Raw genomic sequence first — 25,729 nt, forward strand, 5'->3', positions numbered from 1 at the left:
CCCCACTGCTGCCTCCCGTAGGAGTCTGGGCCGTGTCTCAGTCCCAGTGTGGCTGATCGTCCTCTCAGACCAGCTACCGATCGTCGCCTTGGTGGGCCTTTACCCCCCCAACTAGCTAATCGGACGCGAGCTCATCTTCAGGCTATAAATATTTTCCCTTTCGGTACATCGGGGCTTAGCAGTCGTTTCCAACTGTTGTCTCCGTCCTGAAGGCAGATTCTCACGCGTTACTCACCCGTCCGCCACTAAGTATTTCTACTCCGTTCGACTTGCATGTGTTAAGCAGACCGCCAGCGTTCATCCTGAGCCAGGATCAAACTCTCCGTGTTGTTGAGTTTTTTTGGCTTTCGTCAAGTTCTTTCCACTCAGCACAAAGGCTGGTTTTTTTCCCTTGACTTTTTTCTCGTTGTTTGCGATATTGAGTATCAGCGATGCTTTTACTCTCTATCTTGATTTTTTTGACGAGGTTAATAGTGCTTTAAGCTTTCAAACTATTCTTTTTTCTAGGTTCAGTTTTTTACCTTCCGGTTGTGGTTCAGTGAACCGCTTCCCTTCTGGCGCTTTATTAATGTATCAACTCTCCCCAGGGTTGTCAAGCGTTTTGCGAAAATATTTTTGATTTTTTCTTGAACCTATACATACCAAGGGTTTCGGCTGTCCTTCACCGCTCCGACCTCCGCTGGCTGGCTCCTCTTTATAACTATGGGGTCTTTTTTTGGGCCAAAATACGGCTTTGGGGCAGACTCTCTCCCACGCAGCGCTAGAAGAATTCAGTCGTTCAAGATGATGCGGCTTACTGGGACTCGATCTAAGGCAAGGTTAGAGTGTAAGGTGTGAGGCTGCATCATGGGGTTAGGATGACAGAAGCAGGCTGGTGCATGAGTCATATATATAATGGTGTCTGCATTTCTTGGACTTTACTGAGGGACGTTTGGGTCTCAAATTGAGCCGATCGCCCTTAACAATTCCTCTGATTCAAAATCCAGAAGTTGACACGACACGGTACTCTAACCCTGATCAAACTCCCAGGAATCGATCGCCCGCAAATACACTCTCCTGAATTACACCCTTAAACTCCTTCAGTTACCGCAGTTATCAGCCTTTGATAAGCGAGCGCGAGTTGGTCTCCTCAACATCTACATCTAAAAAGTGCAAGTGACTCTCTTCCTCAGTATTGACAGCAATCACCAAACCTCTATTCCCCCAAGGAGCTATCGCCCGGGGTGAGGCAGGGCTGCTAAAACTTCCTACTTGAATCCCTTGACTGTTTACCACTTCTATGTGCCCCCCAACATCTGCCAACACCCATCCCCAATTAGCGACACAAGCAGACACGGGCAAAGTTTCAAGAGGAATTCGCGCTACCTTGAACGGCCACAATTTCATCAACAGCACCGCCGCTTTACCACCTTGAGGAATTCCCAGCAAAGTATAAGGCTCAGGTGTCAACAGCATCTGTCCCACGCTGGCCGACAACCGCACAGAACCCACCGGCGTGCCGCGGCGAGTGTAAACTCTAAAAATAGTTTGGGGATTTTTTGGTTCGTTGTCGGGCCAAACTGCTAAAACGTGTCGCCGATCCAAAAAAATTAATTCTGGTAAATAGTGTTCTGGTAAGGGCACAGTAGCGATCAGCTTCAGGGCTTTTTCCCGATCACCCGCACTGCTGTTTCCTGCTAAAGAATAAAAACGCAGTTCGCCGGGAACCGCTACTGTCAACCAGTTGCCATGAGAGTCTACAGCAGCTTTTAAAGGATCTGGACCTTGCCTCCAACCCATATCCAGCAAACATTGAGGCTCCCAAGAGTGCTCATTGAGCCAGTAAAGTTTTTGCGGAGTGAGAACGCAACAGCCGTTGGAAACAGGTAAAATGCCGCGCACGATTTCCGGCATTAATGAAATAGAAATAGACATTTCTCCTGTAAATAGCTGTTTTCCCGGCTGAGACAAAACCTTCACCTCTTTACCTACAGCAGCATAGAGATACGTTTCAGTGGCAATTAAAGCGGTCAACTGTGCAGGAAGTATCAGTGGCTTTGGCTGCGAAAGCGAATAGCGCACAGTCCGAAGTAAATTAATAGCCGACTGTGATGCTTTTTCCTCTTCAACTTCCAGCAAAGAGTCACTTTCCGACTTCAGACTTTTATCACCACTGGTTGTGGGATTTTCCCAGGGAATAATGCAGTCGCCCAATTGTCTGACAGCGGGGTCGTACATGATCAGTCGCAAAGCTTGAGCCATTTGCGAAGCACTGGCAAAGCGGCGGGCTGGCAGCTTTTCTAAAGATTTTTTGACTATTGCTTGCAAAGGTTCGGGGATGGCGTCGGGAAATTGCAAGCGTTGATTCAGGTGCGCCCACCTCAAGTCTCCGGGGGTTCCCCCAAAAGGGCGGTAGCCCATTAGCAATTCAAATAGCAGAATTCCTACTGCATATATATCTGACATCGGGGAAAAAAGACCGTAAAACCGCTCAGGGGCCATGTAAGCGGGGGAACCTACGGTAGCGTCGGGAGAAAGTTCTTGGTGGAGGCGAGTGGTACCAATTTCTGGCAGCCGACGCGCGATGCCAAAGTCAGAAAGCCGGGGCGACCAACCTTTTGCTCCTAAAGTTAGGAGGATATTTTCGGGTTTGATGTCGCAGTGAACTACGCCTCGGCGGTGGGCGTAGTCTAAGCCGGCTAAAACTTCCATGACTAGCTGTAAACCTTCGAGCAGACGCAAGGGGCGCTCTTGTTTGAGCAGGTTGCGGAGGGTTCCTCCCTCGCAGTAGTCCATCACCAAGTACCTGCCTGTAGCTGTGTGTTCTAGAGCTCGGCAGGTAACAATATTGGGGTGCTGCAAGGTGATCAGAAACCACAGCTCTCGCAAGAATTCGCTAGTTGGGGCTTTCTGATGACTAAGTTCTTTGAGAGCAACCAGTTGGCTGGTGAGGCGGGAGTCCTGGGCGGGAGCTTCTCGAACGCTGGCACAAAAGACTCGACCAAATTGTCCTTGTCCGACTAGCCCTAAAATGCGGTACTTAGAATGTTGCATCGGTCTAATTATAGAAAAAGCTTGAGCTAGTATTAAAATATGTAAATAATTCTGACAAAAATTCAAATTTTTGAATCGCTCGCCAGGTACAGCCTATGTTATCTCAGGTTCATTCTCAGCCTCCTTGAGAGCGATCGCACAGTCGCACCTATTAAAATCCTTGAGTTTCGGGACTATAAATCTTGTCGGATTCGGGTGTCAGATCGGGAACTACCTGTGGCTGCTATTTTAGTCGATCGCGACTATTACAGTTTTTTCAATGCCATGCAGAAAGTATCTAAGGTTTTAGCTTTTCAAGGCTAAGCTGGGGAATCGGGGCGAGGGTACAGTGATATGACCAAAACAGAAGTGCGGTTATGCCCTAGGGGTTAGAGAGCCAGAAGCCGATGCTGTGGTCAAGGCATCTTAACCTTTTTGAGTGTTAGCCAAATTTTTTTACGCTTTAAATAAGTTGATCGTAACTTGCTAAATACTGAACTTGACAGGAGCAAACATCAATATGGTTAAAATTATTAAACTAGATCCAATTGCGGAGGAAATAGCAGTCGAAACCCGATCAAATATCCTGTCTGCCTTACTTTCCAAAGACTTAGACGTTCTCAAGGAATGCGGGGGGCGGGGAATGTGCGCTACCTGCCATGTTTACATTAAAGAAGGCATGGAAGGCTTGTCGGACATGAACCGCCGCGAGAGAAGGACGTTGGAAGTCATTACTACGGCTAGAGCCAATTCGCGACTTGCTTGTCAGGCTCAAATTATGGGCGAGGGTGTGGTTGTACAGTTGCCTGCGGGGATGTACATTAATGCTATTGAAAATGTCGAAGCTCTGATAGGCCGCCGGGCCCAGCAAGATTTATTACACCCAATTACAGGTCAAGTAGTTGTAGAATCGGGAAAGTTAATTACTCGTTCTATCGTTACACAGCTTAATGAAACGCGCTTTCAAGTAGGACAGTATTTAGTTCGGACTAAAGAAGCTTAAAACTGATATCTTTGTATTTTAGTAGTAGAGAAAAATCTATGTTGAGCCAACTTGCGCGTTTGAGCACGGAAACAGACGGACGCTACGCCAGTGCAGAAGAACTCCAATTTTTGAAAGACTACTTTCAGTCTTTGAATCACCGGATGAGTGCTTATAAAAAAATTCAAGCCTCTGAAACAGACATTATGCGGCAAGTGGAAGCACAAATGCTGTCTCTCGACCCTAGTTTATTTCGGCGCGGGGCTAACGATATGACTGAAAAGTGCCGTGGAGATATTGTGCGGGTGTTGAGGCATTCAGCGGCAGCACTGTTGATTAATGATACTGAACGGTTGCGCGATCGGCTACTACTTTGGTTGCAAACTATTTTAGGCGCTGTTCAAGTTAGAAATAGTGCGACCGTGACCTACGATGTGATGAAAAAGGTTCTAAAACAATATCTCACGGTAGAAGAAAGGAACCTATTTTTTCCGATTCTGGACATCAACCGCACTTTACTCGGCAAATAATCAAGGCGATTGAGAAGTTAACGCCGATAAACTGTGCCGTTAGGAAGAGTGGCTCCAATCAAATTCGCTCCTGTTAAATCCGCCTCAGTGAGAATGGCTCCCCGGAGGTTGGCTCCTGTCAAGTCAGCTTTCTGCAAGTTGGCTTTACTCAGGTTAGCTTTGCTCAAGTTAATTTCATGCAGGCAAGAATTAGAAAGGTCGGCATTGAGCAGGTAGGCTAAACTCAAGTTGGCTTTGCTGAGGTTAGCCCCGCTCAAGTTAGCTTCCATCAGATAAGCACCGCTCAAGTTGGCTTCGTTCAACAATGCCTCTGCCATATTAATTCCAGTTAAAAGTTTGCGGCTCAAGTCTACACCGCTGAGGTCTGCCCCGCTGAGGTTAATACCACTTAAGTGGCTGCCATTCAAAGTAATGTTTCTCAGATAGGTTTTGCTGAGGTCTGCTTTGCACAAATTGGCTCTATCCAAGCAAGCTTCGCTAAGGTCTGATCCGATCAAGCAGGCGCCGTTTAAATAGGCTTGAGTGAGGTTAGCTCGTCTGAGATTAGCTTTCAACAGGTTGGCTTTGCTGAGGTTAGCACGGGTTAAGTTGGCTCCGGCTAGGTTGGCTTTGGATAATTCGGCTCCGGTGAGCTGTGCTTCGGTCAAGTCTGCCTCTTTCAGACTCGCTAGACTTAAGTAAGCATCTTTGAAGTTGGCCCCGTTGAGATTGGCTTTAATCAGATAGGCTTTACTGAGATTTGCCTCAGTGAGAACGGCTTTGGTGAGGTTAGCGGCGCTCATATCTGCACCTATGAGATTAGCATTGGGAAGAATTGCTCCGGTCAGGTTTGCCCAATTCAGATGAGATCCGGCTAGGTTGGCGCCGGTGAGATTGGCTTCGAGGAGATTGGCTCCACTCAGACTGGCTGCCATGAGGTTGGCGCCGGTGAGATTGGCTCCGCTGAGGTCAGCTTTGCTGAGATTGGCTCGGCTCAGATGGGCTTTGGTGAGGTCGGCCCCGCTGAGGTTAGCACCGATTAAGTAGGGTCGTTGCTGGTGTTGGTTGAGGTTTGCCAAAATAAGAGTTGGGGCATCGCTGGAACGGTATAAATCGATCGGACTCAACACAATGCCGCGCAGATTTGCCAGTCTAAAATCTCTTTCGCCGGCTGCATATCGAGTTAGAAGTTCATTGGCGTCCATTAAGTTCTAGCAAAATGTTTGAGGTTTTGATTGCTTTTAAATTTTATGAATTTCTAGAGTAAGTTATGAATTTTCTAGCTGCTAGTTATAATCAGATTTTATTTAAATTGCTAAAACCTGATTTTTTGACTTAGGAGCTTTTTTATAATTTAACTCACAGTTTTGATGAGACGGGGGATAATATGGCTACAAAAAAATGATTTGACAGCTATTAACAAAGTAATAGCTGTCAAACAAGTCAATTTTTCTGGAAAAGTTGACTGAGAATAGCTTCATGGTCTTTTCCTTCTTCGACCATAGAATCTGCAGGTAGGAGGCGCTCGCGCAGGCCTAAAATAAAGCGGTTGCAGTCCGAACCCAATGATTCGCAGGAGGTTTGCAGGCAGTGAAGTTCTCGACCCGTAAGCTGACTAAAGAACGAACTTAAAATACCTGCTTCTAAAAAACAGGCTGGTCGCTTAGATTTGGGAGCTGTTTTAGCAAAAAGAGAGTTAGCAATTTTTACTATTAAAAATCCATGTTCGGAATAGCTGGGGTCAAACTCAAATGTTCCCCATCCATGAGTTTTCCAACACTGCTGTAAGGACTGAAGAAATTCTACCATTTCCATTTCAGAAACTGGCTGACCGTAGTATTCGCTGACTTCTTCGCAAAAACGCACGTAGAAGTTTTTACCCCACCAGCGACCGCAGTTGAAAAGCACGAGGCGGGAGGCTTGACCTGTTTCTTGTTCTAAGCCGATATAAATGGCTTGAATCAGTGTTTCTGGGAGTGCTAAGAGCCGATCACCCCGGCGGTTTTCGAGGAGGCCGAGTTCGAGGTCGCCTCGGACGTAGGCATCGCTGGCAAAGTAGTTCCCAGGGAGTCGGGGCTGTTTGAGTAAGTCGGCAATATTAATCATCGGGAATTGGGAATTGGGAATCGGGAATTGGAAATAAAGCGGATTATTTATTACCTTGGTCAATAATAATTGACTGTGCTTGGTCAAAAAATGGTTGCAATATAGCCCGGGCTTGCTCGGAAAGCAATTCTTTTAAACGAGTTTGCAGCAGATTGCAAACAGTGGCTTCGATTTTTTGAGTTTGGTGGGCTGCGACTATGCCGGAAAGCCAGTCTACAAGGCGCTGTTCGAGAAAATTTCGATCGTTCAGCAGCATAGCCATAGCGCAGTACCGCAAGACTAACACCCAGTGTTTGAGCGATCGTTCTAAGGTTTCTTGTTTTTCGTCGGGGAACGTTTCTTGTAGCTTGTTGGCTACTGGTTGGAAGATGCTTGCTTCCTTCTCTCGCAAAAATTCGTAAATTTTTAAGCGCTGGACAAGGGTTACAGCTTGACGCTTAAAAGCTATGAGTTCTTCGCCTTTTAAAAAGCGGTTTTCGGCCTGATCCAGCAGCGCCTCAATCTCAGGGTGCATGATTTTAATTAAGTGGTAATCGGTAATTGATAAAAGGAAGGAAGTTCGGCAACGAGCAATGTACGGGATTTAACGGATTTAACTAATGGATTTTGAAGGATGAGGAAAGAGGGATGAGGGATGGCCCTATTTTTCATTTTTTATTGCCTACACAGATTAAAACAGGTCGAATAGGTCATCAATGGTGACTTCGGCTTGTTCAGAAATAGAAATTACTGGCAAGGGTGGCGGTAGGGGTAGGGCACCTACTTCCGGAATTCCTTCCCAAGAAATAGCTTGAAAAAAGTCTGCTACTGGCTGGGTTAAACTCAGAAGTTGACCGGGGGTCGAGCCATTTGGGGTTTCTAAAGATTTTCCCAGCCAATTATAGTGACCAAAGAATTCTTGGACAGATTGGTCCAACCATGAAGTTTGACTTTTCATCTTTCTTCCTGCCTGGAGAAATCCACCATCGCACTTTCGATCGCGAAATTGGTGGGAGGAAAGGCAGGGCAGGGGATGTGCCTTTCCAGGTTGTTTACCGCAATATTTCACCGTGTTGCAGTCGATTTTGAATATCGCGGGCGTTGGCACCTTCGTTGAGCCAGAATGCTGCTGCATCAATTTTATCTGGGTTGCCAAGCAGGAACTTGCAATAGGTTTCTCCCATTGAGTAACATTGGAGTTCTATGCAGCTCAGAGGCTTTTTGACTAAAGAGCCGAAGAAACCGGCGAACAAACCGGCGTATAGGTGGCAAACCGGTTTGCCTACGTCTCCCAATGTGCGAGCAACTGCTGAGTCAAAGAGGTTGATGAAGATGCAGCCGTGTTTGCGATCGCTCATGTCCACTTCCCAGCGACCCCAACCTTGAGCCGTGAAAGGCCACCACCAAGTTTCTAGCAGAAACATGAGATTTGACTGGCGAATGTTCTGGCTGTATTCGGCACTAAACCATTTTTGAAAAAATTCGGAATCTTGGAGTCCCCACTGGCAACCAATAGTATACATGATGACAGAGGACGCGGGGCCGACTTCTTCTTCGAGTCCCTCCACTAAACCGATAATGAAGTCTTCGCTGGTAAAAATGTTACGCGACTCATTCCAGTCGTCAATTGTACCCATCTGGCGATCGAAGGCAAAAAAATCCTGAAACCTATAGTGGCTGTGAGTTTTAGGATGATTTTTCTTCAGTAGCGATTCGCTGTGGGGGGAGATTTCTTTTTTGGCGGTAGAGACCATTGGCGGGTTATTCCTTTTTGGTGTAGTTTGGTGAAAATTAGAGTCAAATAGAGTGGCCTGTGTATCCAATTTAACTTTATTTTTCTAAAGGCAGGCACAGGGTATAATTTTTCACTGCAATATAAAAATTAAAGATTTTAAGATGGTAAATTAGGGGGCTTGTTGGGAGTTCTGCCTTCGGACAACTGCTCTGTGAGTGGTGACGAAAGTGGGTATAACCTTAAACGGCTATGTGTTATCGTTTTGTGCAAGCTGTCCACTATATATATAGGGCATATGGGGATGAAAAATCACGCTTGTATTGCAATAGGCATCAATCAATATCAGTTACTCCAGCCTTTGAGTTATGCCCAAGAGGATGCAGAGGCCCTGTACGGTTTTTTGACTGAGGAGGCGGGTTTTGCGCCGGATGGATGTCTGCTGATGACCGATAGCTCGCCGTCGCTGTGGGGTCAATCTACATATCCAAATCGGGAAAATATTCTGAGATTGACCCAAAGCCTCTGCGCGGAACACGTGCAACAAGGAGATTTACTCTGGTGTTTTTTTAGCGGCTACGGTGTCAGCTATGAAGGTAAGGATTATTTGATGCCTGTTGACGGCAATCCGGCTGAGATTCAGGGTACGGGGATTCCGGTAGAGTTGCTGTTGAATACTCTGAAAAACGCTCCTACGGAAACGGTATTGGTGCTGGTTGATATGAACCGCAGCCAGATTGTGAAAGCGGGGGAAACCATCGGCTCTCAAACGGTCGAGCTGGCACGGGAACTGGAAATCCCAACGGTGCTTTCTTGCCGCCCGAATCAAGTTTCGCGGGAAACTTCGGCTTTGCGTCAGGGGTTTTTTACGACGGCGCTTTTGGAGGGGCTACGCTCGGGACAGTGCACGACCATTAAGGGTTTAGACCGTTTTTTGAGCGATCGACTGCCGGAGCTGTGTGACCACCATTTGCGTCCGAAACAAGAACCTTTGATGGTGGTGAATCCTCCGGGAAAGGCTAATTTGGTGATTTTGCCGGATGCTTCAGGGGTACCAACTGCTGCGTTGGCCGGACGCAACGGCAATATGACGGTTGGTACGGCTGATGGGTTCGATCGCCCGCAAATGGCGACGGCCACGGCTCGAATGGATCTGCCTCCGGCAGTTCGCAACGCTCAGGATTCGCCTGTTGAGAAGCCGCCTGTGTCGCAGCCAAATGCTGTGGCCGCTGCTGATGGGGGAGGCGATCGACCGAACTTGCAAAAGCCGGAGGATGAGCATAACGGGGGGTCGGATAAGTCATTTTTGCAGCAGCTAGTTTTATGGAGTTCTGCTACGGCTTTGGTGTTGCTGTTGGGTGTTTTTGTGACGAACAAATCCATTTTTATTGGTCAGCAAGAAGGAGATCCTCGATCGCCTGCTGAAAATGCCCAAAACCCTGGATCTCAAAAATTTACTGGTACTGGGGGGTCGCAGAACCAACCGCGGGCGGTGCAAGCAGGGACTGGAACCAAGCAGCCACCATCGAGCCAGCAGGTGTGGGCTGAGGCGAAAACTTTCCTCAAGGATGGTTCGGCTTCTAGTTTTAATAAAGCAGTGGTTAAGGCGAGAACGATTCCCGCTAGCGATCCGCTCTACCCGCAGGCTCAGCAGGATATTGAGCGCTGGAGTTTGACAATTTTGGATATAGCTAACGGGCGGGCTGCTCGGGGCGATTTCCAGGGGGCGATCGGCGCGGCTAAATTGATGCCGGATGTCAATCAGCCTGTTTACAATCAGTCGAAACAGGCGATCGCTCAGTGGGAGGAGCTATCCAAAGACCAGGATGTAAATGCTGCTTTGCTATCGGCTGCTAAGGGTCAAATTAAGCGGGGGGTTGCCTCTTCTTACAGTAAAGGCATCCAGCAAGCTAATAAAATTGAACCCGGTCAGCCGAAGTATGAAGAAGCTCAACAGTTAATTGGACAGTGGAGCGAAAGTATTCTCAAAATTGCTCAGTTGCGCGGCTCTCAAGGAAAGCTGAAAGAGGCAGTTGAAGCTGCTTCGCTGGTGCCGTCGGGTACTAAGAGTTATCAGCCTGCTCAGAAGGAGATCGCCAATTGGAAAACTAAGCTGCAACGCCCGAAAAAAGGTTGATTTAGTTGATAATTTCTCGGTTTCCCACCGAGAAATTATCTTAGCGACTGACCAACATCGGTCGTGAGCTTGATCGATACCTCTTGATACTGCAAAAAGAGACCTACATATCGATAATTTCAAACCAATAATTTTATTCACCATTTCCCCTCCCAGCTTCTGCGGGAGGGGATTTTATATGTTGCCTGGTCGGTTTGTTTTGTAGAGTGAAATATCTCGTATGAGCTGGTTAATGGGGGTTGCATAATAGCGGGAGGATTTTAATCTTTTTTGTGATGAGCCCATGAGTCCGAAGGCGTGTATTTTCAAAGCAGGCGGGACGCCTAACCCTATTCCCCACAATGCCTCAAATTGTGCAACCCCTGTTAATTAATATTTTAAATTCACGTCCAAAGTTCCCTAAATCGGCACGAACACCGTCAAAAATGAGTTTTTTTTTAACAATAAATATGGTCTAATTTAGGTTAAAAAAAACAAATTTTCTAAGTTAGATAAGTTTAAAACCAATTAAAAAAGTTAATTTTTGTATTTTATTCTGTAGGCTTTTCAGCTTAATTTATAGTTAAATTCAACTTAAGTAACAAGCAAATTTGGCTATAGTGAATTCCTATATAAGGCAAATGACCAAGGCAAAATCGCCTTAAAAATTGGGTATGCATAGTTAATGTTTTTATCTCTCTTTGTGGGCTATTAGGAGCGATCGAGGGCTCGAAGACTGTTTAAACTTGTGCTGTTTTAAAATTATTAGCAGGTATCCATCTGTTATGAATTATACAAAATTAGCCGTTACTGGCAATTCTCGCGGAGGAGCGATCGCCCCCAAGGAATTCAGGAAACAGATGCACCGCCACACAGCACAAAATATCTGGATTTTCAAGCTGCGAGTCTTCGTTTGCCCGGAGATCACAAAGCTGCCTTAATTAACACAAATAAGGGCTTTGCAAAAAAAGCCAAAAAATATTTCCTTGAGAAACAAGAATACAAACTTGGTCGCTTATTGTAGCCCCGGTAACAACACGTATGCCTGAAGTTATAGTTCACAGCTAAGTCTACGAGACGATCTAAATCAATAGGGTGAGGTGGCGGTGTCCGGGTGTTAAGAGGGGCGATCGAAGAGGAATGTTCCCGGAGCGATCGCTTCCCAATCGCGGAGTGTAAAACCTAGGAAGGCAAGGCGTTGGAGACAATCCTGAACTTTTTGAGTTCAGGAAAGTAGTGTTAGCACTAAACTCTGCCGTATTGTGGAAATCGAGCCAAATTTGTAACAGTTCTTAACTATAAATAATTCTGCCAAAACTGCTAGCATAGTGACACTTTTGTTAGCAAAAACAGATAAAGTAAATAAAGTTGGCTAGCTCTAGACGCGCCGATCCCCATCCTGGGGATGTTGAATCAATTTGATTCATACCAAGTGGTTTTAGAGTTACAATCGGAAGCAAAGCATCGCTATTTAACTGAGTTCTTTACTTACTTTTACTTTCAGCTATGAACGTGGATTTTATCAAAGCCCAAGTCAGGTTGCTACAGGGTGCAAGTTCATCGGAGCGAGAAACCCTTATGAAAAACATCGGCGTCTGTGCTGGCGTGATCCGACCAGGAGAGTACGTGACTCCGCAACGGAAGCACGCCATCACTCTCTGGCTGCAAACAAATGCGGTTCGCCTCCGGCTTCCCCAACTTCCTCTGGACTTATCGGGCCAAAAGCCTTAACAGGGAAGTAATCAAGACGTAGCGACAGAATCAAAGAAATTAGTCAATCTTACCTAAAAGTGCGTTTTTCTTGAGCTGTACAGGATCAATGAAACACGATTAAGATTGAAAAAATGTTTGTAGGGAAAGTTGGGCTCGAAAACACGCCTGTGGACAAGAAGCGGCCGACCGCTTTGGTAGAAGCAGGAAGTGAACGTCAAACCTGCTCTAAAAGTAGATTTGAGTAAGTTTCACAGAAGGGATTATTCTGCACAACTATAACCTGGGTTATTTGCTTTTAGATTTGAGATTCACCATTTAGCTGGTACTGGATAAATTTGCTATTTGTGGATCGCCTGAAAAACTATCCTATTCAATAGGTATAACTAATTACAGGGGCAGTCATTGAACTGCCCTTACTTTTGAACCCCGACGAGAAACTGCTGCAAGTTACAATAAACGCATCTACTTGCAGATAGAGTTTAGGTGAACTCTTATGTAAGCAGCAGCGGCTCTAGATTATCTGGTATGTTCGAGAGAAGGGGAGAGGGAGAGAGGATTTGACGAGCTTTAATAGGGAATTAATATCATCAAACAGAACGAGTTATAGCAACCCTTGCAGGAGTCGTACAAAGATGTAGGGATAGGGCCTTTCTTTGCCTACCCCTGCCTCATGGGGGCAACCACGGGGGGTTTGCCCCTACAAGAATTACACAAAGGATTTAGGATGGCTATATTACAATTCACTTGCTTTCTAATATATTTTTCTACAAAAATACTGTGAGCAAAAAACAAAAATTTCCTTATTTAGTTGGTTCCCGATGGACTTCACACCAAAAAACTTGGGGGTGGCGACACTTTCAAGTCGTTAACCGAAAAAACGAAGGTAAATGGGTATTTGCAGAAATGGTGGCGGCTTGCGATCCAAATGTACGTTTTTGGCTGAACGCCGCACAGCTCAAAGACCGATCGCTCTGGCAAGCTGGATGGCAGTCTACGCAAGAATTAGAGGAATTAGAAACTGCAGACTAAAAGACAGGACTCTGGGGTAGAGTGAGGGGAACTTCCGCCGCCTGCTGCTATAGTTCCGATCCAAACCAATACGGAGTGAGACTTTCCCGGTTTTGAAAAATCTTTTACATAACTAGAAGTGCTGGAAACCCTTATGTGGCAGCGTTTTTGCTTAAGTAAGTCGGTGGGAAAAATCCTAAGTATGTAACAAAACATTAAGTACGGCGATCCGAACTCAATTTAATGCGTTTTGTAGGGTAGTGTACTTTTTTTCTCTACTAAAGCGATAAGTTAAATTGACTAAGGTCGATCGCCCCATATTTCCAACGGCACAGGGCGCAACCTTCCCGCTACTTCTACACTCGGCCAATTCGGATCAAAAGTCAAATTTTCCAACGTTCCATCGCTGTGAAGTACAAACGTATCCTCAATTTTTGCTCCCGACAAACTCGGATTCCAAGCCACAGCCATATTTTCTCTCAAAATATCTGAAGTAGCCGGAGTCGCCACAATTTCGCGCGCCAAATATCCGGTAGTTCCGCCTTGATGGTGTTCCGCAATTGCTTGAGGATATCCGTGCTCTTCGTAAGCAGTTTTAAGCGTATCATAAACCGCATTCAGCGTTACTCCCGGCCGACACAAATTTAGCGCCGCTGCTTCAATTTCTCTGACTTGTCGGTGCAACTCTGAATGCTTTTCCCCAAGAAAATCGAAACAGACAAATCTGGTTAAATTTGCATACAAACCCCATCCCCTAGCGCAAAATACTAACATTGCTTGTCGTCCAATTTGTTCGGCGGTTGCTGTGGCGTGGCGGTACAGTGGCAAACGCCTTTCTCCAGCAACTAATGTCAGGGCTGGATGCAAACCTCTCGCCCACAAAGCCTCTGCACCGGCTCCGGCTAGCTGATATTCTGTCCATGTTGGTTTGGCTGCGGAAAGTACCTCTGTCATCGCTTCGCTCGCTAAACGCCCGACTCGCCGATATCGCTCTAATTCGCTGGACATCATTGCCTGTTTGCGAGACTGTAAAGATGCAATTATTGGTGTTTCTTGGGAATTGGGCCGATCGCTCATGACGTTACCGCCACCAGTAATTTCTTTGACAAAAGCTTCGCGCTGTGCGACATCTGCCCAAGGATAGATGTGCATTTGAAAGTTGGCTGGCAATTCTTCATCTTGCAAGCGTTGAGCTTCGATTTCATCGGTGAGAACCCAAGCTGTTTCGGCGGTAATTAAAAGTTCTGCAACTCCTGTTTCTGCGGTTAGCAATACTGTATGGGAACCGCCCGCTGTGGCCCAGGCAAACCAGTCTGTACCGCGCAAGCGAAGGGCGATCGCTTTTGTGTCGGTTAAGGCTTTGCGGATGAATTCGAGTTTGCTTTCAACTTCTGGGTTAAATGAGTTTATCATTAGCTTTATTGCATATAAATTGTATTTTTTGGGCGGCCGGGACGCCCACCCCACAATAATTGCATCAAACTTTACTTGAAAATTTAAATGGGTTTCAGCTTATATTGACAGATACGGCTTGCAATTCTTTAGCTTTTTCTTCGGGTAAAGCGTCGTTGGCAAACATTCCGGCGGCGAGTTCGGTTCCTGCGAGGTATTTTAGCCGATCGCTCGATCGATAGGGCGGATAAAATTGGGCGTGCAAATGCGCTTCTGGATGGGGTTTCCCGTCTGTGGGTCCTTGAAACCAAGCCATCAAATAAGGGAACGGGCGATGCCACAAACCGTCGTATTTTAGGGTGACTGTTTTTAAGGCCTTAGCGAGTGATTGCCGCTGTTTTTCCGTCAAATCGATAAATGTAGCAGCGGGGGCGATCGGGGCAATCCACACTTCGTAAGGGTAGCGAGCACAAGCGGGGACAAAGGCGATCGCCTCTTCGTCTAAATAAATAATTCGCTGGTTGTCGGAAATCTCTTTTTGAATCAAATCTTGCAGCAAACCGCTACTGTTTTTTTGATAGTAAACCGATTGACATTCTAACATCCGTGCCGGCACCGGTGGCACGAAGGGATAAGCGTAAATTTGACCGTGGGGATGGTGCAAAGTTACTCCGACTTCGACGCCGCGATTTTCAAAGGGCAAGACGTATTCAATTTCAGGATTGCTACCGATAACTGAAGTGCGATCGGCCCATACTTCTAACAGCAATTCCAAGTGAGATAACTCCAAAGAACCGAGGGAAGCCAAGGGATCTTGAGTGAAAACAACGACTTCGCAAATGCCTTTGGCGGGCAAAGTTTCGACAATATTTACAGGTGCATTTTTTGCTTGCAAAGTCATCGAGGGAAAGCGATTGTCAAACACTGCTACATCGTAATCTCCCGGCGGCAATTCTGTCGGAAACTTAGGGTTAATTGTAGCTGCCAGCGGGTTGTATTCCGGCGGCGGCATGAAAGTTCTTCCCTGACGGTGGCTGGCGTATGCTACCCATTCACCCCGCAAAGGATGCCAGCGAAAGTGGGGGTTTGCCTCTACGGGTTCATTGCTGGGACTTACGGCCGCGATACCTTCTGGGATTGGGTAGCGGCTATAGAGTGTGAGTGGGCGGCCGTCTGGTTTTAGCAATTTTTGGGCGTACATTTTTTGTAGGGGCGGGCGATCGCTTTTAATATATGCTAGGAGTATAACTTCGTGCTTTGAGAATCCGCCCCTACCTAAAGTCGCAAATTATGTTGACAAGTTTAGTTTGCAGTACCAATGTCAGCCTACCGTCTGCTATTGTGGAACGGGCCGGAGAGCCAGGATCTGGATTCAATTTAAATGCGTAGCAGCTTACGATCGCACTTCCCAATTACCCACTATATTTATCGATCAACCATTCGATCGAGCTTTTCCTTAACCAACAAATCTAACAACGAGCGCAACACAAACAAGCCACCGAATCCCGAAACCGCAAAAGCTGCGATCGCCCCCGTTTGATATCCGCCCACTAGCAGCACTGCACCCGACAAAAACACAAAACCAGTCAAACAAGCGAAAATTAGAGTTTTCAGGGCTAAGTTAATGCGTTTCAAGGCTCTTTCGCTCTCTAGATTCCGCACTCTAATTTGCAGTTCGCCCTCTTCAATTCGCTGCTCCAAACGGTTGAGAAAAACTTGCGATTTGCTCGGCTGTCGTAACTTATATGTAATAAAACTCCGTGCTTGCCTTGCCAATTCTCCGATCGCATTTCCCCGCCCCTTACTCACCGCAATACTCTTGACAAAAGGCTGAGCGGATGCTATGAAATTGTAATCAGGGTCGAGAGTTCTAGCAATACCGTCGAGAGTCGTTACGGACTTGACAATAAACATCATTTCTGCAGGCAAGCGAAACGGTTGCTGCTCGAACATGATGTAAAGTTCGTTCTTGATTTCATTAAAAGCTTGAAAGTCGATCGGCTTATCAATAAACTTATCCAACAGAAAAGCAATTAACCTGCGTACTGGCATCATATCCGGCATCGGCTCAACCAAGCCGATCGAAATTAAAGTATTGAGTACCTCGTCAGTATCCTTTCTCATCACAGCAAAAAAAGTCTTGACCATTTGGTCTTTAGCCAGAGACTTCACCTCAGCCATCATCCCAAAATCGTAAAAAATTAAGCTACCATCTTCTGTCACGGCCAAATTTCCCGGATGCGGGTCAGCTTGAAAAAAGCCGTCAATTAACAACTGTTTTAAATAACAGCAAATTCCGAGTTGATTGAGCTTCACAATATCCACTCCTATCGCCTCTAAACTAATGCGGTCGTCCACCTTAATGCCGGGTGCGTATTCTAGAGTCAGCACTTTTTTAGTCGTGTATTGCCAGTAGACTTTCGGGACAATAACTTGAGGATATTCTCGAAAATTATGGCTAAAGCGATCGGAATTTTTACCTTCTTGCACGTAGTCAATTTCTTGATATAAAATCTTAAAAAACTCGTGATAAATAGATTCCAGGTCATATTTGCGCGTCCCAGGCAAATAGCGATCGCAAAAACGCATCACTTGGCGCACCGCCTTCACATCCAAATCAAATAAACTTTCCAAACCCGGACGCTGCACCTTTACAATCACATCTTCCCCGGTGTGCAGCCTTGCTTTGTGCACCTGTCCCAGACTCGCAGCAGCCAGAGGCGAGGGGTCAAAATCGCGGTACAAAGCATAAATATCCTTGCCTAACTCTGATTCTACAAGAGCGATCGCCTCTTCGGAACTAAACTGAGGAACCCGATCCTGTAACTGTTCGAGTTCCTTCACATACTCCAGCGGCAGCAAATCCGCACGAGTCGATAGAGACTGACCGATCTTAATAAAAGTCGGGCCTAAATTCAGCAAAGTATTGACCAACCAATGAGCGCGAATTCTTCTAGTATGAGGCGAATTATTTTGCAGCAGTGCGTCCCACCACAAAAAAAACATAAACTTTCCCGCCGCTGCAAAAATGTCTATTTGCCGTGCCAGTGGCGAATATTTAGAACGTTGCCAACGCAGGGTTTTAGGTGCAGCTTTTGTGAGCATAATATTGGCGATCGAATTCCATGCACCGTGACAATTTTTAGGGACAATCCAAGACGCAGAAACCGGCTTGTACAAAAAGACGGATTGCAGGCCTTTGAAACAGTTAAAAAACTCAGTTTCTTTGGTCTATACTGCGTAATATCATCTCCGACTATACAATTATAATTAAGTTCCTAGTAAGTAATGCAAGTCCTGATTAATTCATAAATATAGGACAGTCGCACTCACTACAAACACGCGCTAATTACGGGCCAATAACCAGACATAATATAAATTCTGGGGAAAATCAGCAATCGAGAACTGGCAATTTAGACGGCAACCAGACAAACAATTCAAAACAGAGGACTTGGTAGTGTTTACGACATTTCCCAATCTCCCTCTTCTGGCAAGTCTTCTAGTTTCGCCTGTTCGCGGCCAATTCCCAGCAGGTTCTCAACCGAACTATTCTTCTACATTACAGAGCTCCGCTGCAAATTGCGGCAGAGTCAAAGTAAAAGATGTGCGCCACAAATTGTCAGATTCTGAACTTTCTGTCGGACAGCTAGATACATCAATAGTACCATTCAAGTGCTGCACTAAACACTTTACCAGAGCCAGACCCAAACCCGTACCGGCGATAGCTTGGTCAGTAATGCCAGTGCCACGGCGGAACTTGTCAAAGATGTGGGGCAAATCAGCCGCAGAAATGCCGCGCCCGACATTAGAAATGCTCAGGACAATATAGCCGGCTGCCTCAGACGCCTCCAAAACTACCGCCGTTCCAGAAGCAGAGTATTTTCCAGCATTCGTCAGCAGCTCCAGCAGTACCCGATGGAGAATGTCCGGGTCGGTTTCCCAGCAAGGGGTCAACTTAGGCAAATCCACCTTAAGAGTCAATTGCTTATCCGCCCACTGTTTTTCAAAATCCCTAACTAAATCTTGAAATAAACGGTTGAGATCGATTTTGATTAGAGAAATCGGGACTTGTTGAGGCTCAAACTGCTTGAGGGCAAGCAAATCGTTAACCAGAGCAGTTTCCTTAGAACACTGCTGTTCTAGAATTTCGAGATACTTAGTCCGACTCGCTGACGGCAGTTCAGCTTGTTTGAGCATCAGAATCGCCAGTTTCATGATTGTTAAAGGGGTACGCAACTCGTGACTCAGAGTGCTGAGAAACTCGTCTTTAACCAGCTTCAATTTCCGCATTTGCTCTAGCTGATTGGCAGATTGTTCGTACAGTTTCCCCTGCACGTCGAGACTTTGCTGCAACTGAGAGGTTCTGTCTAAAACTACGGTTTGCAATTCCTTAAGCGTTTGAGTTTGGATAATCATCTTGCTCACTTGAGCGCTGACTGATTCGAGAACTTCTAATTCTTCCGGGTTCCAAGTGCGCGGCTTCGAGTGCTGCAAAACCAAGAAACCCAAAACTTTTTCCTGGCAGCTACCGCCCGTGAAGGGAACCAGCAGCAAGCCGCGAATGCCTTGGAGTTTCAAAATTTCTGTGGCTGCTTCTTGTTCTTGGCCGATTAATGCGCCTGCGTCAGCGAGGGCTAGGGGTTTAGGTGCGCTGTGGAATGCTTGGTGGCACAAATTAGATTCTGACAGCCAAAAAGCTGGAGAGTTATTTGGTTTTGAGTTGGGGATATTGGATTTATAATTAGCAGTTTTATCCTTGTTTTTTGTTTTGGATGATGAGCTTTTTTTGCCGATCGCGGTTTGTGCTATTGGCTGTTTGTTTGGCTCTTTTTTTACAACTGATTCACAAACTAATTCGACTTTCGCTTTGGGAGTTTTATTGGGGGAGCGAGTTGTAAATAGAGGATCTGTATATTTCAATAGCAGGATTTGGCCTATATCTACTTCCAGAATATCGACGGTATTTTCAATAACTTGCTGCAATATTCGATCGACTTCTGAATTTGTGTGGATCGAGGCAGCAACTGACCTGAGTAGATTTTTGTATTTAGCTTGTCGCTGTAACTGTTCGTTTAAGCTGGCAATTTCTTGAGTTTTTTGAAGGTGAGAAATCGCGCTGCCGATCGCGTCTGATGCTGCTTCAAGGCGCTGCCGATCGGCTACCGACCACTCGTGAGGTTGCGACTTACCAACAATCATCATGCCATTTACAGCCCCTCCAAATCGCGCAGGCCCTGCCAAAATTGCCCGAAAAGGCAGCGGTGTCACAGGGGAATTGAGCGACGAAGCTGCCGGAATATCAAGAGAGTCAGATATCGCCACTATCTCGCCGTCTGCTAGCACGTTTGCCCAAGCGGGGTGTTCGAGTGATCTGCTAGGCGGTTTTAATCCTGTAGTTTGGGGGTGTTCTGGTGTTTCAGTGGAATCCGCAACACCGAAAACAGAGGGGAAATCGCTGCTATTTTGCCAGTAAGCATTCGGATGTACTACTTTCTGGTCAACCACAGCAGTAACCACACAGAAATCTGCCCCCCATGCAACCCCCAAAGTATTGGCTATTTGCATCAGCAGGATTTCTCGATCAAAGCTGGTCGCGAGAATTTGGGAAATTTGTGGCCCGATAAGGGCAGGATCGACCTGGAACTGCATAAGACGATCCAGAAATTTTGGGACTGAGACTGGTTCTGCGATTTGGGGTAAATGCAAAGTGCAAGACTCTGACGGCGATCGGTCGATCAAAGTAAAGTCTTGATTTCCCTGGCGATCGATCATGGCAACCAAGCCTTTATTCTAAGATGTTTGAGCCGGCTCCCGCTGCCAATCTAGAACCTATCCATAACTGTCGGCTTGACCGTTATGAGCCTGCTTTCTGTGTTTGTGCAGCCGGTCGGCGGGTCGCTCGATATGTAAAAATATACCCAGATCAGACCGAGTTCTATTTTCCTGTTTTTTAGCCTTGGATCTGTAAGGGATGAACTTTACCATCCTTTACCGAATGATTATCAATCGCATTCCCGCTAATTTTGACGGTTATTAGTAGTATGAAGCTTTTCTAGAGACCGCTTAGTGACACCCCTCTTCTTACTGTGTGATGTTTGCTATTTAAGTTTGTGATCCTAACAAATTTTTATTGTGATACAAATCCGCCGATCGAGTAACGCCGATAGCAAAAATTCAAAATCCCCAAATTATCACTCATAACATAGCTAAGAGTTTTCGAGTTTTTGCTCAAAAACTCATTTTTCACAACACCTAGAGCAGAGCGGCGAACTCTAGGGTTAAATTTATCAGACTTACCTGCTTACTTATTTTGTGCTTCCTGTTGGGCTTTATCGCTATTTTGGCGGTAAAGTGCCGTCCGGTTCTGAGCCGTTGTGTAGCGGGGATGCTTGGAAGGCACGGCGGCCATCAAATCGGAAGCTTGCTGCCACTTAGCAGCTACGACTAACCAATCCTGGCGAGATTGAGCGGTTTTGCCTTGGGTGGCTGCTTGTTCGGCTACTCGCACTGCTTTGGCAAAAGAGTCAACTGCAGAATTAACAGTCTCCTTAGAAATTTTCAAAGCAGGTTTTGCCTCCGAGGAAGGGGCACTGGCAACTGCTTGGGAACTGGCTTGTGTGCTGTTTGGCACTTGGGAATTAAGTCCTTTGTGGATGGCGGCCACTGCTGCAAGCAACAGCACGGTCAAGCTGATGCCGCCGACGATACCGCGCTGAAATTGCCGCGGTTGCTGCATCGATCGAGGTATAGCCATTCTCGGCAAAGCCCGCTTGCCGGAGAAAGCTTGGCGTTCGTGATGGGCGGTGGCTAAACGCTTGAACAAATTCGGCTTTCGGAGTTTAATTTCTTGAGACCACAACAGTTGATGATCCGGATCGCGACTAATTTCTTCCAGCCACAGCAGTTGGTGTTCTCGAACAAGCCGGCTGTTGATGTTAACTCGGCGAATATTGCGGGGCGAAATGCGTTCCAAAATGTCTCGGACTCGATCGACCAAACTAGACTCTTCGAGGAGTTGGGGGGTTGCAGCTTCGCACAGCAGTTGCAGCACCCCGTCTGCAAACACAGCTCGGGCCCTGACCCCTATCTGTGCCAGTTCGTCATTAAGGATTTGAATAATCGATGCAACCGAGCCCTCGCGAGCTTGTCGAGCAATGTCATCTATTGGATTTGCCATAAAACTATCTTGACGCTTAGCAATCTGTTAATTGTTAACCCAAAGTCTCGGATCTAATTTTTACTCATACAGGTTATCACTGACACTGCCAGGTTAAAATAAACAGATGCAAATCTTGCATACCGATCCACTTAAAATTATCACCACAGCATCGAGCGAGGCTAACAGGAAATAAACTATGGGTAAAGTAATTAGCGGTCAAATTTTTGTTGTAGACGACAACATCGATACAGATCAAATTATCCCTGCCGAATACCTGACCCTGGTTCCCTCGAAGCCGGATGAGTACGAGAAACTAGGCAGTTACGCGATGATTGGGTTGCCCGATCGCTACGGTAAGTTTATCGAATCCGGTGAACAGAAAACCCGGTATCCGATTATAATAGCGGGCGAAAATTTTGGCTGCGGTTCTTCGCGGGAGCACGCTCCGATCGCTCTGGGGGCCGCCGGCGTCACAGCAGTGGTGGCTTTGTCTTACGCACGCATTTTCTTTCGCAATTGCTCGGCTACTGGCGAATTGTACCCGATCGAATCAGTCGAGCGGCTCTGCGACTTGTTTGTAACGGGGCAAGAAGTGACGATCGATTTTACAGCAGAGGTAATTGTCAACCACACTCTCGATCGAACTTTCTCGCTCAAACCTTTAGGAGAAGTAGGCCCGGTAATAGATGCCGGAGGGTTGTTTGACTACGCGCGCCAAACGGGGATGATTGCTGCTCGCTCTTAACAGTTAAACCCCCTGCAATGTAGGGTGCACGCCCGGGCGCACCTTACGAGTATCTCCCTGCTCAAACCCATGCAATGTAGGGTGGGTGCCAATTTTATCAAATCGAGTCAATAAAATTTAACAAAATACGTTGGTGAGCAATCCCAAAAGGTCGCACATCTCCTGACTGCTCAGAAAAGCATTTGCCGGCCCGAATCTGATCGGGTGTCAACAACTTCATATCCCAACCTTCAAGCAAAACTAAATCCTTGACATCCGCACTAAGTTGTCCGTGAAAAACGTGGCGAACCACATCTTTTTCGACATCGGAACAGAAAAAAGAAATACTTGGAGGAGCATAGCCAATTTCCTCTGATAATTCCCGCACTAGAGCAACTTCCGGCGTTTCCCCCGGTTCCAAGTGTCCGCCAAACAAAGCCCACTGTCCGGGATACCTGATGTGAGGAATATCGTCTCGCAACTGACAGAGAAACTTGCCGTCTTGGTACAAAATCGCGATCGCAACGTGAAGTTTAGTCATAAAAAAGTTCGGTCACAAGCAATGTATGGGATTTGACGGATTTAACCGCTGGATATTGAGTATAGAAGGAAAAGGAAAGAAGTTATCGAGGAAAAAGAGGAGAATGTGGTGTAGTCTGCCCAGGTTTACCCTAATCTGTAATATAAACAAAAGAGCCGATAAACCCGCCCCGACTGCGATATTATCGTCTATAAAAATTCACCACAAATAAACATACCCACCTCGCTTGGGCGCAAGTACAAAACTTTGATTTTTATGAAAGGGACGTACTTAATCCTTGAAACAAATTAGCATATTGGTATTTTTATTTATTTGCCGCTGGAGTGCGCTTTAATTGTTCCATTTCCTCAACATAAACTTCACCTAAATCCTTTCCGGCCAATTCCTTCAGAGTAATACTCTTGTAGCGGACTTCTCCCTTCAGCAAGACTTCATCGCCAAGCTGGGGCAAAACTTGGTTAGTTAAAACCCAAATCGTACCCGTACCGTCTTGAAGTTGATAAGCCGCATTCCCCACAAACGGAGCGCGATTTTCTACCTTCCCCCGAAGATAAACTTCAGCATCCACTTGCCGCTTTTGTTGAACGTCGCCAATGCTAGCCACATTAAAGCCAAGATTAAGTTGAGACATGGGTAAATTGCCGCAACTGAAAAAACCGCTGGCGAGGATTAGCGATAAAGAGCTGGTACAGAATCTTTGAACCCAAACTTGCTTAATTGCAGTAGTCATTGGTCAACTGATTTGAGATTTGAGATACGACTTACTTTAACAGAATCCCAAGAATCGATCGCAAGTAAGAAATTTCTCTAGTGTAGTCCTTGACGGGGATTAAGCTAAAATCTAAAATCGTCAGCCCCTAACCCAGAGTCTACAATGGATGCCAAAACTGCTCAAATACTAGATGGCAAAGCTTTAGCGACAAAGATTCAAACCGAGCTGAGCGATCGAGTCCGCGCCTTACAACCTCAAAAGGGGCGTCCTCCCGGACTTGCGGTGCTGATGGTGGGCGACAACCCAGCTAGCGCAGCCTATGTTCGCAATAAAGAGCGAGCCTGCGCTAAAGTTGGCATAGCTTCCTTCGGCAAGCATTACCCCGCAAATGCTACTCAAGCCGAACTAGAACTTGCAATTCGTGCACTCAACGAGGACGATCGAGTAGATGGCATTTTAGTTCAATTACCGCTACCAGAACACTTAGATGCAATTTCCCTGCTGTATCAAATTGCTCCCCATAAAGATGCTGACGGACTTCACCCTGTAAATTTAGGCCGTCTCGTGCGTGGGGAGGAAGGTTTGCGGAGTTGTACTCCCGCCGGAGTGATGCGGTTATTGCAAGAATACCAGATTGATTTGAAAGGAAAAAACGCCGTTGTTTTGGGCCGCAGTATTTTGGTAGGTAAACCGATGGCGCTGATGCTATTAGAAGCCGATTGTACTGTTACTGTAGCTCATTCGCGATCGCAAAACCTAGAATCGATTACCAATCAAGCCGATATTTTAATAGCCGCAGTCGGCCGCACAGAAATGATTACAGCTAATATGGTCAAACCTGGATCAGTAGTAATTGATGTCGGTATTAACCGCGTTGTCAATTCAGACGGTACGAGTCGTTTGGCCGGAGATGTTGATTTTAATGCTGTTAAAACAGTAGCCGAATTTATCACGCCGGTGCCGGGAGGAATCGGGCCGATGACTGTTGCTATGCTTTTGGAAAATACCGTTTGGACTTATATGGAATACGGTTCTAATTGAATTGGGGCCAACTTGTAAACCAGTATTGGCTCAAGTAGGGTTAGTAATCTACCAACACACAAAGATTTTAGCTATGGCTTTAAAACCCGATCCATCAGAGACATTGCGCTTAATTGGCGACAACACCTCGGAATTCATTCAACTTTCTCCTGAAGCTCTAACCAACTTCTCTTTAGGAGCTTGGGCGCTCGATGGCGACGATACAGTAGATGGCTCAGAGGCTAGCGAGTTAATCCTGGGAAATGAAGGAGAAGATGTTCTCAGAGGTTTTATAGGCAACGATTCTGTATTTGGGGGAAAAGGAAAAGATGGCCTGTATGGACATGAGGGGAATGACTGCCTCAGTGGTGGTCTAGATGCTGATTTGATTTATGGAAGAGCAGGCGATGATATTTTATTTGGGGGTAGAGGCAATGATCTTTTAGACGGTCAAGAGGGGAATAACACTCTGGTTGGCGGCTTGGGCAGAGACTACTTAATTTGTGGCAGGGGCAATAATTTATGCGTTCTGGGAATAGATCCTGCTACGACAGATATCAATTCTAGTGATGCGATAACAAATTTTGATCCTGATGTTGATCGCATTGGATTAGCGAGTGGCTTAACGGTGAATGATATAGTGTTGGAGCGGGTAGACAATGTGACATTCACATATAGGCTCGATGTGTCGCAAGCGTTACAATTATTGGTTCCTCCAGTTTTTCTCAGCGAAATTAGCGGAGTTGTTTCAGGAACTCTAATCAGAGTCAGGAATTCTAACGCGATTTTAGGTTTTGTAGACAATGTAACGCCTAATGAACTACAAACCAGGATTGTTTCCGTTCAGAGTTTCTAAATTCAGGACAATCAGTGGTGGCCTGACAAACTTATCATATTGTTAGCCACAAATTAACTCCTGATATTTACATAACTTACGCAGAAACGCTAGTAGTAGGGTGGGTATTTCGCACCTTACTACTATGAGTCGTGTAAAAATTGACTGTGCAGCGTAAGTCTTGTAAAA

General features: G+C 46.1%; 22 protein-coding genes and 1 rRNA gene. 9 read left to right on the forward strand and 14 right to left on the reverse strand.

The annotated features are described in order from the left end of the window. A 16S ribosomal RNA gene (locus QUB25_RS10570) occupies positions 1 to 329 on the reverse strand; the annotation flags it as partial. A gap of 766 nt (positions 330 to 1,095) precedes the next feature. Then, on the reverse strand, positions 1,096 to 3,033 hold the full coding sequence (locus QUB25_RS10575) for a serine/threonine-protein kinase (protein ID WP_333183240.1): 1,938 nt from the start codon (positions 3,031 to 3,033) through the stop codon (positions 1,096 to 1,098). Between the two features lie 499 nt (positions 3,034 to 3,532). Between QUB25_RS10575 and QUB25_RS10580 the strand changes: the two genes are divergently transcribed. Both QUB25_RS10580 and QUB25_RS10585 read left to right on the forward strand, forming a co-directional pair. After that, on the forward strand, positions 3,533 to 4,015 hold the full coding sequence (locus QUB25_RS10580) for a 2Fe-2S iron-sulfur cluster-binding protein (protein WP_333042379.1): 483 nt from the start codon (positions 3,533 to 3,535) through the stop codon (positions 4,013 to 4,015). A gap of 38 nt (positions 4,016 to 4,053) precedes the next feature. Next, positions 4,054 to 4,524 (forward strand): phycobilisome protein, encoded by a 471-nt coding sequence (locus tag QUB25_RS10585; protein WP_333042380.1) that lies wholly within the window; start codon positions 4,054 to 4,056, stop codon positions 4,522 to 4,524. Positions 4,525 to 4,541: 17 nt separating this feature from the next. Here QUB25_RS10585 and QUB25_RS10590 read toward each other — a convergent pair whose 3' ends face one another. The 5 genes from QUB25_RS10590 to QUB25_RS10610 all read right to left on the reverse strand — a co-directional run bounded on the left by QUB25_RS10590 (position 4,542) and on the right by QUB25_RS10610 (position 8,342). Next, entirely contained in the window at positions 4,542 to 5,708 is a 1,167-nt protein-coding gene (locus QUB25_RS10590; RefSeq protein ID WP_333042381.1) for a pentapeptide repeat-containing protein, read from the reverse strand. A gap of 238 nt (positions 5,709 to 5,946) precedes the next feature. Next, a complete protein-coding gene (locus QUB25_RS10595; RefSeq protein WP_333061099.1) occupies positions 5,947 to 6,609 on the reverse strand; it encodes a V4R domain-containing protein in 663 nt (220 codons plus the stop codon). Between the two features lie 43 nt (positions 6,610 to 6,652). Further along, positions 6,653 to 7,123: a phycobilisome protein gene (locus tag QUB25_RS10600; protein WP_333061101.1), complete on the reverse strand. Its 471-nt coding sequence runs from the start codon at positions 7,121 to 7,123 to the stop codon at positions 6,653 to 6,655. A 156-nt stretch (positions 7,124 to 7,279) separates the two neighbouring features. Continuing rightward, positions 7,280 to 7,546 (reverse strand): hypothetical protein, encoded by a 267-nt coding sequence (locus tag QUB25_RS10605; protein ID WP_333042386.1) that lies wholly within the window; start codon positions 7,544 to 7,546, stop codon positions 7,280 to 7,282. Between the two features lie 94 nt (positions 7,547 to 7,640). Continuing rightward, positions 7,641 to 8,342, reverse strand: a complete 702-nt coding sequence (locus QUB25_RS10610) for a V4R domain-containing protein (RefSeq protein ID WP_333042387.1) — start codon at positions 8,340 to 8,342, stop codon at positions 7,641 to 7,643. Between the two features lie 282 nt (positions 8,343 to 8,624). Here QUB25_RS10610 and QUB25_RS10615 point away from each other — a divergent pair, with 282 nt between their 5' ends. From QUB25_RS10615 to QUB25_RS10630, 4 genes are all read left to right on the forward strand, one after another. Beyond that, positions 8,625 to 10,457, forward strand: coding sequence for a caspase family protein (locus QUB25_RS10615; RefSeq protein WP_333183243.1), 1,833 nt, complete (start codon positions 8,625 to 8,627; stop codon positions 10,455 to 10,457). A gap of 764 nt (positions 10,458 to 11,221) precedes the next feature. Then, positions 11,222 to 11,377 (forward strand): hypothetical protein, encoded by a 156-nt coding sequence (locus QUB25_RS10620; RefSeq protein WP_333183245.1) that lies wholly within the window; start codon positions 11,222 to 11,224, stop codon positions 11,375 to 11,377. Between the two features lie 637 nt (positions 11,378 to 12,014). Further along, complete coding sequence (locus QUB25_RS10625; RefSeq protein WP_333119930.1) at positions 12,015 to 12,167, forward strand: hypothetical protein; 153 nt, start codon at positions 12,015 to 12,017, stop codon at positions 12,165 to 12,167. Between the two features lie 759 nt (positions 12,168 to 12,926). Next, on the forward strand, positions 12,927 to 13,178 hold the full coding sequence (locus QUB25_RS10630; protein WP_242725377.1) for a TIGR02450 family Trp-rich protein: 252 nt from the start codon (positions 12,927 to 12,929) through the stop codon (positions 13,176 to 13,178). Between the two features lie 279 nt (positions 13,179 to 13,457). On the opposite strand, the gene QUB25_RS10635 is transcribed toward QUB25_RS10630, so the two are convergent. The 5 genes from QUB25_RS10635 to QUB25_RS10655 form a co-directional block, all read right to left on the reverse strand. Then, positions 13,458 to 14,570 (reverse strand): M24 family metallopeptidase, encoded by a 1,113-nt coding sequence (locus QUB25_RS10635; protein WP_333183247.1) that lies wholly within the window; start codon positions 14,568 to 14,570, stop codon positions 13,458 to 13,460. A 94-nt stretch (positions 14,571 to 14,664) separates the two neighbouring features. Continuing rightward, positions 14,665 to 15,750: a galactose-1-phosphate uridylyltransferase gene (gene galT / locus QUB25_RS10640; protein WP_333183249.1), complete on the reverse strand. Its 1,086-nt coding sequence runs from the start codon at positions 15,748 to 15,750 to the stop codon at positions 14,665 to 14,667. Between the two features lie 224 nt (positions 15,751 to 15,974). Further along, the gene (locus QUB25_RS10645; protein WP_333183377.1) at positions 15,975 to 17,654 is read right to left on the reverse strand and encodes an AarF/ABC1/UbiB kinase family protein; all 1,680 of its coding nucleotides are present in this window, start codon (positions 17,652 to 17,654) and stop codon (positions 15,975 to 15,977) included. A 441-nt stretch (positions 17,655 to 18,095) separates the two neighbouring features. After that, positions 18,096 to 20,321 (reverse strand): ATP-binding protein, encoded by a 2,226-nt coding sequence (locus QUB25_RS10650; protein WP_333183378.1) that lies wholly within the window; start codon positions 20,319 to 20,321, stop codon positions 18,096 to 18,098. A gap of 529 nt (positions 20,322 to 20,850) precedes the next feature. Beyond that, complete coding sequence (locus tag QUB25_RS10655) at positions 20,851 to 21,726, reverse strand: hypothetical protein (RefSeq protein WP_333183250.1); 876 nt, start codon at positions 21,724 to 21,726, stop codon at positions 20,851 to 20,853. Between the two features lie 178 nt (positions 21,727 to 21,904). Between QUB25_RS10655 and QUB25_RS10660 the strand changes: the two genes are divergently transcribed. Continuing rightward, positions 21,905 to 22,453 (forward strand): LeuD/DmdB family oxidoreductase small subunit, encoded by a 549-nt coding sequence (locus tag QUB25_RS10660; RefSeq protein ID WP_333042404.1) that lies wholly within the window; start codon positions 21,905 to 21,907, stop codon positions 22,451 to 22,453. Between the two features lie 97 nt (positions 22,454 to 22,550). Here QUB25_RS10660 and QUB25_RS10665 read toward each other — a convergent pair whose 3' ends face one another. After that, positions 22,551 to 22,973, reverse strand: coding sequence for an NUDIX hydrolase (locus QUB25_RS10665; protein ID WP_333042406.1), 423 nt, complete (start codon positions 22,971 to 22,973; stop codon positions 22,551 to 22,553). Positions 22,974 to 23,277: 304 nt separating this feature from the next. Then, positions 23,278 to 23,703 carry a DNA-binding protein gene (locus QUB25_RS10670; protein WP_333061110.1) on the reverse strand — a complete coding sequence of 142 codons (426 nt, stop codon included), beginning with the start codon at positions 23,701 to 23,703 and terminating at the stop codon, positions 23,278 to 23,280. A gap of 144 nt (positions 23,704 to 23,847) precedes the next feature. Between QUB25_RS10670 and folD the strand changes: the two genes are divergently transcribed. Together folD and QUB25_RS10680 are read left to right on the forward strand one after the other, a co-directional pair. Beyond that, positions 23,848 to 24,726: a bifunctional methylenetetrahydrofolate dehydrogenase/methenyltetrahydrofolate cyclohydrolase FolD gene (gene folD / locus QUB25_RS10675; RefSeq protein WP_333183253.1), complete on the forward strand. Its 879-nt coding sequence runs from the start codon at positions 23,848 to 23,850 to the stop codon at positions 24,724 to 24,726. 73 nt (positions 24,727 to 24,799) lie between these two features. Beyond that, complete coding sequence (locus QUB25_RS10680; protein WP_333183255.1) at positions 24,800 to 25,561, forward strand: calcium-binding protein; 762 nt, start codon at positions 24,800 to 24,802, stop codon at positions 25,559 to 25,561. Positions 25,562 to 25,729: the final 168 nt, after the last annotated feature.

This window comes from Microcoleus sp. B3-D7, from assembly GCF_036705305.1.
In the GTDB taxonomy this organism is placed as follows: Bacteria; Cyanobacteriota; Cyanobacteriia; order Cyanobacteriales; family Microcoleaceae; genus Microcoleus.